Below are 10,692 nucleotides of genomic sequence, written 5' to 3' on the forward strand. Positions count from 1 at the left end.
TCTGAACAAGGAACCCGATATGAAAATTAACCTGAGCTTATTGCCCGTATTGTTTTGCTTCTCCATCCCTGTGATGGCTGCATCAGCTCCGCCGATTAAAGTGGAAACCAGTAACAATATTCACCCTGCCGGAACACGCTACGTCACTGTTGTGGTCACCTCCCTGGATGACAGTATCAACGTTGAAAACATAGACGTTAACCGCGGTAACTGTCGTATTGATAACCAGAAGTACCTGTCTTCAAAAAATAAGGAAACCATTCTGCCTGCCGCCCTGCGCTACGGGCAGTCCGTCAGAGTGAGTTTTTATAATAACTGCGTGGCTTCGGAAGTTGTCGTCACCACGGATAAGGGGGGATGGCGTTACACCTACCACTGAACCGCCTTTCTGTATCAACTTCCTCAAATAAATTTTCACTCCACCAGCGGGCTGCCACCGGGCAGTCCGGAGCAAACTCTATGACCTTTCTGAAAATGCTGGTGACGGCCCTGGCCCAGGCACTGACCTGGTGCGGCGGCCATCAGGCCCGGCAGTTTATTGAAATTCGCCTGCGTCAGGCAGGCTACGATGACAGCAGTATTGATACAGCCCGGGAAGCGGTCACGTTGCTGGTCACTGCACTTATCACCGCCCTGATGGCGCAGATACTGAAGATTCTGGATACGCAGTAGTCCCGCCCGACCGATCCGTTCATTGAGAACAACACATCCAGCCCCTGCCTCCTCACGGAGCAGGGGCTTTTGCTTTTATGCCATCAGATTAATCAGATGAGGAATCAACCATGCGATTAGCCAGCCGTTTTGGCCGGGTGAACCAGATTCGCCGTGACCGTCCCTTAACCCGCGAAGAACTGATGCAGTATGTCCCCAGCGTCTTCGGGGAAGACAAGCACGACTCCAGAAGCGAAAAGTACACCTACATACCCACCATTACCCTGCTGGAGAACCTTAAACGCGAAGGGTTCCAGCCATTCTTTGCCTGTCAGTCACGAGTGCGCGACCAGAGCCGACGGGAACATACAAAGCATATGCTGCGCCTGCGTCGTGCCGGTCAGATAAACGGCCAGCAGATGCCGGAAATCATCATCCTGAATTCGCACGATGGCGCATCGAGTTTTCAGTTGCTGCCAGGGATATTCAGAAGTGTCTGCACCAATTCGCTCGTCTGCGGACAGTCGTTTGGCGAGATCCGCGTGCCGCACAGAGGCGATGTCGTCGGGAAGGTGATTGAGGGGGCCTATGAAGTTCTCAGCGTCTTTGACCGGGTGGAAGAAAAACGTGACGCCATGCAGGCCCTGCAACTCCCGTCACCCGCACAACATGCACTGGCTACAGCGGCGCTCACATATCGTTTTGGGGAGGATTACCAGCCAGTAACCGAAGCGCAAATTCTTGCCCCCCGTCGCTGGCAGGACGAGAGCAATGACCTGTGGACCACTTACCAGCGCATTCAGGAAAACCTGCTGAAAGGCGGGCTAAGTGGCCGTACCGCGCAGGGTAAACGTACCCACACCCGCGCAGTAAACGGGATTGATGGCGACGTTAAGTTAAACCGTGCGCTCTGGGCGATGGCGGAAAACATGCTGGACCTGTTGGGCAGGTAATCACCCGCGCCCCGCCACCGAAATCAATCTCCGGCCCGACAGCTCCATTCAACACACTCATGCATAAGGAAAAATTAACATGACCGACATTATTAATATTAACGACAACCATCAGCTACCTCTGCAGGCTGGCGATAACGGTTCTGCACCGGCACTGACAGCCACGCCCGTACCGGACGAACAGCGTGTGGGATTCTGGCCGCAGCACTTTGGCAACATCCCGCAGTGGATAACCCTTGAACCGCAGGTCTTTGCGTGGATGGACCGGTTCTGCGCTGACTACAGCGGCGGTATCTGGAGTTTTTATTCTCTCAGCAACGGCGGGGCCTTCATGGCTCCGGAAACGGACAACGATGCCTTCTGGTCGCTGTTCAACACCAGGAATGGCAACGCCGCAGATATGAGCGCCGAAGCCGCCGGGATTGCAGTTTGTCTTATCGCTTACAGTCATCACTCTTGCCGCACAGAATGCGACGCCATGACGCAACATTACTGGCGTCTGCGTGACTATGCGCTGCATCACCCGGAATGTAACGCCATCATGCGCATTATCGACTGAGCGTTCCGCCATGCCGTATGAACTGTCTCACCTGAATGCCCTGTGGGATGCGCTGGGGAAAACAACGGTCAGGGATGAGGACGGTGACCTTTGTGACCGACGAACCCTTCCTGCATTTCCCGACAGGTACCCCTCTCTTCCATATATGGGCATGGTTCGAATCCCTGCACGACGGGTTCGTCGTTGCCGTGAAACTGTACAACACATCCCCTCCCGACGCGTCAGCAGACAGGAAAAGCAAATGAATACCACCACTTGTCCTCCCGGCAGCGGGGAAATATCTCCCACTACACAGCGCACCATCAGACGTGCACTGACCTTACTGGAACGCCAGTTACGCGAGCCCGGCGTTGCATTTACCTCCAGCCAGGCGGTTCGCGACTGGCTTCGTCTGCAGCTCGCCACGCTGGAGCGCGAAGTCTTCATGGCGCTCTTCCTCGATAACCAGCATCGTCTTATTGCTCATGAAACGCTCTTTACTGGCACCATCAACCATACACAGGTACATCCCCGTGAAGTGATAAAGGCAGCATTGAAACACAACGCGGCTGCCATCGTGCTTTCACACAATCATCCGTCAGGTTATGCGGAACCCGGCCATGCCGACCGACTGCTCACTGACCATCTGAAGCAGGCACTTAAACTCGTGGATATCTGCCTGCTGGACCACCTGGTCGTGGGAGGCATGGACATCGTCTCGTTTGCCGAGCGTGGCTGGCTTTAAGGAGAGAATAACGATGAAAATCATCAGCAAACGTCAGGCAATGGCGATATACCGCCAGCATTCTGAGTCCCGGCTGTTTCGCTTCTGTGCCGGGAAATATAAGTGGTCCGGTAGTATCTGCCATTACCACGGCAGGGAAGTGCAGGATATCCGGGGTGTGCTGGCCGTGTTTGCTGAACGCCGACAGGACCGCAACGGTCCGTATGTGATCCTGCGCAGCGTCACCCTGAATTAATTCACCGTTAAGGAGTACTTACATGAAGAAAGCAACCAGTGCAACCAACCATAATATCGCGGAACCCTGGTGGGGCCTCAGACGCAACATCACGCCGTGTTTTGGTGCCCGGCTGGTACAGGAGGGTAACCACCTGCATTACCTTGCTGACCGCGCCAGCATTGCCGGGACATTTAATGACGCAGATTTACGCCATCTGGACCAGGCATTTCCGGTACTGATGAAGCAGATGGAGCTTATGCTGACCAGCAACGAACTCACGCCCCACATTCAGCGCTGCATCACGCTCCACGCAAAAGGGCTGATATGTGAAGCCGATACGCTCGGCTCCTGTGGCTATCTGTACATCGTAATTTATCCGACATCTGCAACAACCGCATAAACCACAGACGCTTTTCCTTCGTCAAACCAGCCAACAAAGAGCGCAAACCATGCAAATACAATCCCGGCCCCCTCAAAGGGCGGCATCGTCACGTCTGTCATCAGTCGAAATCTGGCAAAAATTACTGGAGTATCTGCTGGAGCAACACTACGGCCTTACCCTCAACGACACACCGTTTTGCAACGACAGTGTGATCCAGAAGCACATTGATGCGGGTATCTCACTGTGTGACGCGGTGAATTTTATCGTGGAAAAGTACGACCTGGTGCGTACTGACCGTCACGGCTTCAGCGTGAAAGAGCAGTCTCCGTTTATCGGCAGCATTGATATGCTCCGCGCCCGCAAGGCTACCGGGCTGATGCCCCGCAAGGGCTATCAAACCGTTACTGACATTACCAGTGGCAGATCCAGCGAAGGGAAATAAGGAAGTTAGCCCTGATCGTTGACGCCGACACCGTCAGCGATCAGCCCCTCAGACGCCAGCACAACGACGGGTGCTTTTATCAGATCTCTATCAGTTGATACAGATGTTCGCTCAGACAGCGGGTATGGCGGTAACACCTTAACGGAGATATCCGTCTGAGGTAGAAGAGAGTGCGGCAGGACGCCACCAGAACACCAGGGGCCGCATCATCTGCCAGGAGGGAGCTTAATTCCGGGGCGTTCAGTAAAATGAAACATTTCTCCGGGAGCATACCGTCAGCATTCCCTTTCGGAAAATAACCGCCCAGATACAGTAACACGGCCAGCAGCCGGAACTGTCGGGTGAGTACCGCTTCGGTGTCCCGGTAATGTGCGGCTATCCACAGGCATTCCCGCAGCATAAACCGTCGGGTCCGTTGGGTGAGGTCACCGCCTTTATCATACCAGTGTTCGACGATATCCCTTGCGGAGCGAATGGAGTCATCACCCGTTGTCGCAGTTTGCCACGACCGCGCCAGAAGCGTTGAGATATCCATGGATTAACGCCGCACCTGCGAAACGGCTGCGGGAGTATTGCGGACACCAGGCAAATAAATATTGCGGACCAGCTTCAGGAGGAAAAAGACATCGCTCAGGTTGCTCACGCCGGGTACCAGATGGCAAAAGGCTATCCGCGCACGAAAACGCGCCCGAACCGCCTGCCGGTCATTCACCCTGCGCCGGTACAGGCCCAGAAAGTGACGGCTTTCCACCAGCGCATGCCTGACCAGCGCTCGTCTGACTGCCCGGTACTGCGTCTGTGCACTGAGTGCCAGAATATCTGCAATCACGTCGCTATAGCTGAACGCGCGGATATCGTAATAATCCGGCCGGTGTGTGATTGATGCCGGGTTATTCACCCACAGGTAATCCTGCCTGTCAGAGAAATAAAACCGGCCATCTGCGGCGGCAAGCTGTATCGTCCAGAGAATGTCCTTGTGGCTTTTCCCTTCCTGGAATCTCAGGTCATGCTCGCGAATGTACGATGAACGGATTATCTGCAGCCACAGATAATGCGGCCATTCCCTCTGACTGACGCAATGGCGTATCCACTGCTGACCCGTCAGCGTCTGACTGTAAGGCTGTCTGCGGTGAACGGTATGCCGCAGATGTCCGGCGCTGTCTGTATGCCGGGCATTGAAAAGGACGACATCGGCCTGTGTTTCGCGGGCTGTGCGCAGTCGTTCCTGCAGAAAATCTACCGAAACCCGGTCATCCGCATCCAGGAACACCACCCATTCGCCACGGTGAATCGCCAGTGCAGTATTACGGGCAGCATACACACCCTGATTTTCCTGACGAATGAGAATAAGCCGTTCATCTGTAATGGCGCTGAGTACCGTCCATGTTTCGTCGGTTGAACCGTCATTCACAACAATGATTTCAGCACTGAGCGTTGTTTCGCCAAGCAGTGTATGGACCAGAGCTCCGATGCTGTCAGCTGCATTGAAGGCAGGAATGATGACGCTGATATCAATGTTGATTTTCATTGCACTAAGGGAATGTAAACAGAGGAAAGGTTCAGAGTTGTCACCCCATAAGGGGCAATAACCTGCCGGGTATGAAACATTATCAGGAAGAGCGTCCCGGTGATTTCCGTGCTGGTGTGGATACCACTCGTTTTTCTCTGATTTCCTGGTTAACCACCATCAGACAGTCATCGCAGAATTCTTTATCCAGCCCGAAAATCCGGTCCAGAACGCCTCTTTTCTTGTTACATCTGGCACATCTTTTCATTCCATCACCTGCTGTCGCATTCCCATGCCGTGCCCGCAGGACAAAAGAAGGCCGCCCGCCAGAAGACAGGAAATAAATTAATAAACAATACGTTAAATGAGTTTTTGGGAATTTATCACAGGCACTACCGGGCCGGATAATTCATTTTGCAGATCAATTATCACCAATCGATCGGTTTAATCGATCATCTTTTTCACTCTGCTTTACACGCCATCCGTATCCCGACTATAGAGGTCTGTATTTCCGAAATAGCGAGCCACCGGCCATGAACATGACCGGTGAGCTGTTACAGAGTATTGATGAGATTATGACACTGGGTTTTACGGTGGGAGACATCGCAGGCGTAGTGCTCCGTAGGTGATTAACATATGGATAACAGGCACGCCGCCGAATTGCCAAGGAATGCGTTTCGAGTCTGACGGCTGGGGCTAATGGTGTTGTAGCGTAAGATGGCGTTGCAGGTTTTGTCACGTAGATGCTTTGCATATGCGTCAACGGTAAGGTCGGAATATCACGAAACTTTTTTACGAAGCCATCTTGTTAATCCACTGTCCAGAATGAGCCCGGCTAACTTATCGGGGCCGATTAACGTAATGCCGTCGGCTTTGATACTTTCGGATAAAGGCCCGCTGTGCCAGATAAAAAACATTCTTTTATAAGCAGTAGTTTCCCTGAAACGTTTTTCATACTCACTTAGAGTACCTGCATTTGCATACGATTTTATCTGTACAAACGCTTTCTCACCGGTGGTGGGCAATTCAAGCTCAAGATCCAGCGTTTTTTGTGTTTTCCCGACAATGCTGGTGCGTCGCCACCCACTGGTTGAAAAAATAAGGTCAATCAGTAGTTCAAAATCCTGCCAAGTCAGCAATTGGCACAGATTTTTTATCGCGATTAGATATGCCTCCTCAGCCTTTTTCGCAGCTGAAACGGCAAATAGATCTTCATCATTTATTTTACGAACAACATAATCATGTGCGCTTACGTTGCATATCGTTCCCCGGTACCCCTGAACCCTTAAAAGGTCACCGCTCAGATGATCTGTCGTTAGCTGTGCACCACCAATACTGGTGTTTTTCCACCCTTCAACCGTCTTTCGGAGTCGACTTCCATCCTCTAGGACCTCTACCTGACCTGTGGGGCGACACCAGTAAAGAAACCCGCCCCAAAAGGTGATGAATACTGTCTCTGCTCCTGCCGTGTAGAAAGTTTTAATCTGCCTTACGTCACTGGTCGCGACGGCTTGACGCCTATCACGGATGTTAAGCCAAATATCATGAACATCTTCCCATCGTTCCTCAACACAGAGACTGTTCGGGGTTTGATGATAACCAAACCGAAGTGTGCCATCTGACAGACACTGCCGCTCCCATTCACCAGCCTCACCAAGCTTGATAAACTGAACTACTGTCGGGATGATTTTTTCCATAATGTTCCGGTGTGGTTAGGGTATCTACTGATATAAAACAGGAGATGTTCAGTTATTTCAACGCAAACTGGCAATGCGTCGTGAGAGGATCTATGCAGACAACAACACTCTATGTCATCGGGAATGGCTTCGATCTCAGGCATTGCATCCCCTCTAGCCTGTGGCATTTTAAGGAATTCCTCCGGGCGAGGGATTCGGATATCTACCGGGACGTTGAAGAATATCTACCCGTGGATGATGACTGGTGTGATCTTGAAACTGCATTAGCAGGTCTTGATGCCGACATGCTTATCAACAATCTTGGCCATTTCATGAGCTCTTACGGCGATGAAGACTGGAGTGATGCAAGTCATCATGATTTTCAGTATGAGGTGGAGCAGGTAGTCAGACGCATTTCTAAGGGCCTGCGTTACCAATTCGGACTGTGGATCCGTCAGTTGCCGATACCCTCGTGTACAAATACACCTAACCGCTTGACTACGCTGGATCCACAGGCAACCTTTCTGAGCTTTAATTACACCAATACACTTAGTCGTGTCTACGGAGTCGAACCGGAGCGTGTTCTTCACATCCACGGTTCTGCGGAGACGAGGGATGATGATTTGATTCTGGGGCATGCCTGGGAGCCGGGATCCCGCCCCTCTCTCAACGAAAGAGCCGATATCGCAGAGATTGATACCCGGCTCATGGAAGCGAACAGCATCATTGATGACTATTTCTTCGCGACTTTTAAGCCTTCACAGAAGCTTATTGCTAAACACCGGTTTGTTTTTGAGGAGTTGAGCGAGGTTACGCAGGTGGTGATTTTAGGCCATTCTCTGTCTGAAGTTGATGCGGCTTATTTCCAGGCTCTTTTTCTGCAGAAATCCATTGCAGCGGCACAATGGGTGATAGCGTGCCGCTGCGAAGAGGAGTGGGATGAGAAATCCCGTAATCTTGAACTAATGGGGATCAGACCCGCTTCTGTCAGAAAAGCGCTCTGGGATAATCTGTAATTATGTCCAGTATCAGATAGGTTCGATGATATACCCATCTGCAGCCCGGGTCAGAGATTGGCGGCCTCCTTTCAGAGACAACTGAACGGCAGCTTAGAGCGAGGGGCGGACATGTAATGTGCTCTATGATTTGGGCTAAATTAGCAATAGTCTCAATTTTAGGCATTACAATTTCACCTTAGTTATATAGGAGGAAACTCCAGATGCTATGTAGTATTCTGGACTACTTACAAAATGTTAAGGTAGACGCCTATGGCTAAGCTTGTAGAGTTTTTGATGCCAAGAATGCCTGTATCGCATCAATGTAAAAATAAAATCAACAAAAAAGAATGGATGGAGTACGTTTCATCCGTGGGAGTAATCGCCTGGAATGGGCAGGCGGTTATAACTGATAAGAAATTGAAATTTTTGATGGTTTACCTTGCTGATTTTTCAATGCCAGGGGATATCAATAATTTTGTAAAGCCGGTTCAGGATGCTCTGAATGAAAAAATATATAGTGATGATGTTTTAATCAAAGATGTATCAGCTCATATGCGTTTTCTAAATGAACCTAATGATCCTGCCGGACTTCCAGATATGCTAGGAAAAGCAATTATCGATGGGAACCCCTGCGTGTACGTAGCTATCTATGATTCAATTGAACTGAGTGAGGTTGTATGAACGTAAGTGTTGCAATAATGGCTGAAATTCATATCGCCAAGCAGTATGAAGCCGACGGTTACACTGTTGTACGTAACCCAGAACAAGATCTCATACCTTTTAATTTAGAGGGATATATTCCAGATATTCTGGCTACCAGAGGTGATGAAAATATCTTAATCGAAGTTAAAACATCCAAAGCACGAGTGAATACCGAAAAACTATTTAAAATTAGCAAGATAGTCCAGTCTCATCCTGGTTGGAAGTTTTCAGTAGTGACGATAAATGAAGATGAGATCAATGAATTCAAAAAACCAACTCCAGAATTAGATATTGATAAAATATCACAGACCCTTATTTTAGTAGAGGAAAATTTAAAAAATTCAAACTTATCTATTTTTTTAGTTCCTCAGATTTGGATTTGTTATATTTCAATTTTATCTATGCATTTAAAAAATGAGGGAGTTGAAACTTCAGGATTATCTGACTTAAGCATATTAAACTCAGCTTATTCTGAAGGCATACTTGATTATCAAGAATTTGAACGTTCGAGAGAATTCCTAAGTTTAAGGAACTTTGTTTGCCATAATTTACCTGGCGACGTAAGCATTGAAAATGTTGAAAAATTCTTTAAAATGACTCTCTTAGCTTTAAATAGATATAAAAACCAAATTAGTGATTAATGCATTTTTTCCATCGGAACATGGGGTGCTTGAAATTCTAAGCACTCCATTAAACATTGAGGGTGAACGTATTTTATACGTCAATCACTCCAATCATTTGGCAGTTGGGTAATATTTCCACATCATATATCATCGTTATACCTGAGGTTCTGAATTTATGTAAGTCTTGTACCAGCTATTGAAAATTTAATTCTCTGTACCTCAATCATCTTATGACTACCTATAAGACCTCAAGGAACATTTTTATCAATTAGTAACGTCCGTTTTTGGCTGTGAGTTCAATGGGGGCAGGTCACCATGTAAGCACACCGGTTTTAGTTCCACGCACTTTTTGAGATGTCCGGAGTTTCAGTCATCAGCCGGTACTCTTCCGGCATCAGGTTATTCAGGGATTCATGGGGCCGTTCGCTGTTATATTCAGCCAGCCAGCGCTCTGTAATTTCCCGTGCTTCATTCAGCGTTCTGAATAAATAAAAATCCAGTATTTCTGTCCGGTACGTCCGGTTAAAACGTTCAATAAAGGCATTCTGCGTTGGTTTCCCTGGTTTGATAAATTCCAGCATCACACCGTGCTCTTCAGCCCACTGCGCCAGCGTCAGCGAGACCAGTTCTGGGCCGTTGTCCATCCGCAGTTTCAGCGGGTAACCCCGGTTTGCCACGATCCTGTCCAGCACCCTGACCACCCGCTGTGCCGGGATATTCAGATCGATTTCTATTGCGAGGGCCTCGCGGTTAAAGTCATCCACCACATTGAAGGTCCGGAAGCGTCTGCCGCAGACCAGCGCATCGTGCATAAAATCGATGGACCAGCTCTGGTTTATCGCCTCCGGCGTTGCCAGCGTCGCCGGATTACGTACCGGCAGGCGCTGTTTTCCCTTACGGCGAAAATTCAGTTTCAGCAGGCAGTAAATACGGTGAACTCTTTTATGGTTCCAGCTATTGCCCTGCCTGCGAAGTACCTGAAAAAGCTTTTTAAATCCGTATCGCGGATAGCGTTCAGCCACCACGGTCAGCGCCATAATCACCGGCTCATCACGTCGCGTATCCGGCTGATAACGAAATACCGTCCTGCTCAGCGACAATGTCCTGCAGGCCTGGCGTAAGCTCATGGCAAACTGCGCGATCAGATAGCTGACCAGCTCACGCTTTCTCGCTGGTTTTAAAGCTAATGGAATGGTTCGCCCCCACTCAACTTGCTAAAATTGCACTTGCTGTCAGCCCTTATATTGGAGGTGTGTTA

Annotated in this window: 14 protein-coding genes and 1 pseudogene; 11 read left to right on the forward strand and 4 right to left on the reverse strand. The window is 49.6% G+C overall.

Going from position 1 to position 10,692, the window contains the following annotated elements:
• The first annotated feature begins 19 nt into the window (after positions 1–19).
• From DK872_RS25475 to DK872_RS25510, 8 genes are all read left to right on the forward strand, one after another.
• Positions 20–379 carry a hypothetical protein gene (locus tag DK872_RS25475; protein WP_237656256.1) on the forward strand — a complete coding sequence of 120 codons (360 nt, stop codon included), beginning with the start codon at positions 20–22 and terminating at the stop codon, positions 377–379.
• Positions 380–459: 80 nt separating this feature from the next.
• Complete coding sequence (locus DK872_RS25480) at positions 460–672, forward strand: hypothetical protein (RefSeq protein ID WP_161518958.1); 213 nt, start codon at positions 460–462, stop codon at positions 670–672.
• A gap of 110 nt (positions 673–782) precedes the next feature.
• A complete protein-coding gene (locus DK872_RS25485; protein WP_161518959.1) occupies positions 783–1,604 on the forward strand; it encodes a DUF932 domain-containing protein in 822 nt (273 codons plus the stop codon).
• Positions 1,605–1,683: 79 nt separating this feature from the next.
• Positions 1,684–2,163, forward strand: coding sequence for an antirestriction protein (locus tag DK872_RS25490; protein ID WP_161518960.1), 480 nt, complete (start codon positions 1,684–1,686; stop codon positions 2,161–2,163).
• Positions 2,164–2,404: 241 nt separating this feature from the next.
• Positions 2,405–2,887 carry a DNA repair protein RadC gene (gene radC, locus DK872_RS25495; protein ID WP_161518961.1) on the forward strand — a complete coding sequence of 161 codons (483 nt, stop codon included), beginning with the start codon at positions 2,405–2,407 and terminating at the stop codon, positions 2,885–2,887.
• 13 nt (positions 2,888–2,900) lie between these two features.
• Positions 2,901–3,122, forward strand: coding sequence for a DUF987 domain-containing protein (locus tag DK872_RS25500; RefSeq protein ID WP_161518962.1), 222 nt, complete (start codon positions 2,901–2,903; stop codon positions 3,120–3,122).
• 22 nt (positions 3,123–3,144) lie between these two features.
• Complete coding sequence (locus DK872_RS25505) at positions 3,145–3,504, forward strand: type IV toxin-antitoxin system YeeU family antitoxin (RefSeq protein ID WP_161518963.1); 360 nt, start codon at positions 3,145–3,147, stop codon at positions 3,502–3,504.
• A 49-nt stretch (positions 3,505–3,553) separates the two neighbouring features.
• Positions 3,554–3,928 carry a TA system toxin CbtA family protein gene (locus tag DK872_RS25510; protein WP_161518964.1) on the forward strand — a complete coding sequence of 125 codons (375 nt, stop codon included), beginning with the start codon at positions 3,554–3,556 and terminating at the stop codon, positions 3,926–3,928.
• Between the two features lie 79 nt (positions 3,929–4,007).
• Here the strand turns inward: DK872_RS25510 and DK872_RS25515 are convergent, their stop codons facing one another.
• The 3 genes from DK872_RS25515 to DK872_RS25525 all read right to left on the reverse strand — a co-directional run bounded on the left by DK872_RS25515 (position 4,008) and on the right by DK872_RS25525 (position 7,132).
• The gene (locus DK872_RS25515; RefSeq protein ID WP_237656257.1) at positions 4,008–4,463 is read right to left on the reverse strand and encodes a hypothetical protein; all 456 of its coding nucleotides are present in this window, start codon (positions 4,461–4,463) and stop codon (positions 4,008–4,010) included.
• 3 nt (positions 4,464–4,466) lie between these two features.
• Positions 4,467–5,456 (reverse strand): glycosyltransferase, encoded by a 990-nt coding sequence (locus DK872_RS25520; protein WP_161518965.1) that lies wholly within the window; start codon positions 5,454–5,456, stop codon positions 4,467–4,469.
• Positions 5,457–6,214: 758 nt separating this feature from the next.
• On the reverse strand, positions 6,215–7,132 hold the full coding sequence (locus tag DK872_RS25525) for a hypothetical protein (RefSeq protein ID WP_161518966.1): 918 nt from the start codon (positions 7,130–7,132) through the stop codon (positions 6,215–6,217).
• A 92-nt stretch (positions 7,133–7,224) separates the two neighbouring features.
• On the opposite strand from DK872_RS25525, the gene DK872_RS25530 reads away from it, so the two are divergent.
• The 3 genes from DK872_RS25530 to DK872_RS25540 all read left to right on the forward strand — a co-directional run bounded on the left by DK872_RS25530 (position 7,225) and on the right by DK872_RS25540 (position 9,452).
• Positions 7,225–8,127: a bacteriophage abortive infection AbiH family protein gene (locus DK872_RS25530; RefSeq protein ID WP_161518967.1), complete on the forward strand. Its 903-nt coding sequence runs from the start codon at positions 7,225–7,227 to the stop codon at positions 8,125–8,127.
• 252 nt (positions 8,128–8,379) lie between these two features.
• The gene (locus DK872_RS25535) at positions 8,380–8,790 is read left to right on the forward strand and encodes a RusA family crossover junction endodeoxyribonuclease (protein WP_161518968.1); all 411 of its coding nucleotides are present in this window, start codon (positions 8,380–8,382) and stop codon (positions 8,788–8,790) included.
• Positions 8,787–9,452, forward strand: a complete 666-nt coding sequence (locus DK872_RS25540; protein ID WP_161518969.1) for a hypothetical protein — start codon at positions 8,787–8,789, stop codon at positions 9,450–9,452. Before DK872_RS25535 ends, DK872_RS25540 begins: the two co-directional genes overlap by 4 nt.
• Before the next feature lie 314 nt (positions 9,453–9,766).
• Here the strand turns inward: DK872_RS25540 and DK872_RS25545 are convergent.
• Positions 9,767–10,618: pseudogene (locus DK872_RS25545) on the reverse strand (IS3 family transposase); the annotation flags it as partial.
• Positions 10,619–10,692: the final 74 nt, after the last annotated feature.

It is taken from the genome of Kosakonia sp. MH5, from assembly GCF_009935945.1.
GTDB classification, from domain to species: domain Bacteria; phylum Pseudomonadota; class Gammaproteobacteria; order Enterobacterales; family Enterobacteriaceae; genus Kosakonia; species Kosakonia radicincitans.

What these genes read in the sequence shown, in the direction of transcription:
- DK872_RS25530 (WP_161518967.1), top strand. Translation starts at nt 7,225, where the DNA reads ATGCAGACAACAACACTCTATGTCATCGGGAATGGCTTCGATCTCAGG.
- DK872_RS25540 (WP_161518969.1), top strand. Translation starts at nt 8,787, where the DNA reads ATGAACGTAAGTGTTGCAATAATGGCTGAAATTCATATCGCCAAGCAG.
- DK872_RS25510 (WP_161518964.1), top strand. Translation starts at nt 3,554, where the DNA reads ATGCAAATACAATCCCGGCCCCCTCAAAGGGCGGCATCGTCACGTCTG.
- DK872_RS25505 (WP_161518963.1), top strand. Translation starts at nt 3,145, where the DNA reads ATGAAGAAAGCAACCAGTGCAACCAACCATAATATCGCGGAACCCTGG.
- DK872_RS25535 (WP_161518968.1), top strand. Translation starts at nt 8,380, where the DNA reads ATGGCTAAGCTTGTAGAGTTTTTGATGCCAAGAATGCCTGTATCGCAT.
- DK872_RS25520 (WP_161518965.1), bottom strand. Translation starts at nt 5,456, where the DNA reads ATGAAAATCAACATTGATATCAGCGTCATCATTCCTGCCTTCAATGCA.
- DK872_RS25515 (WP_237656257.1), bottom strand. Translation starts at nt 4,463, where the DNA reads ATGGATATCTCAACGCTTCTGGCGCGGTCGTGGCAAACTGCGACAACG.
- radC (WP_161518961.1), top strand. Translation starts at nt 2,405, where the DNA reads ATGAATACCACCACTTGTCCTCCCGGCAGCGGGGAAATATCTCCCACT.
- DK872_RS25485 (WP_161518959.1), top strand. Translation starts at nt 783, where the DNA reads ATGCGATTAGCCAGCCGTTTTGGCCGGGTGAACCAGATTCGCCGTGAC.
- DK872_RS25480 (WP_161518958.1), top strand. Translation starts at nt 460, where the DNA reads ATGACCTTTCTGAAAATGCTGGTGACGGCCCTGGCCCAGGCACTGACC.
- DK872_RS25490 (WP_161518960.1), top strand. Translation starts at nt 1,684, where the DNA reads ATGACCGACATTATTAATATTAACGACAACCATCAGCTACCTCTGCAG.
- DK872_RS25475 (WP_237656256.1), top strand. Translation starts at nt 20, where the DNA reads ATGAAAATTAACCTGAGCTTATTGCCCGTATTGTTTTGCTTCTCCATC.
- DK872_RS25525 (WP_161518966.1), bottom strand. Translation starts at nt 7,132, where the DNA reads ATGGAAAAAATCATCCCGACAGTAGTTCAGTTTATCAAGCTTGGTGAG.
- DK872_RS25500 (WP_161518962.1), top strand. Translation starts at nt 2,901, where the DNA reads ATGAAAATCATCAGCAAACGTCAGGCAATGGCGATATACCGCCAGCAT.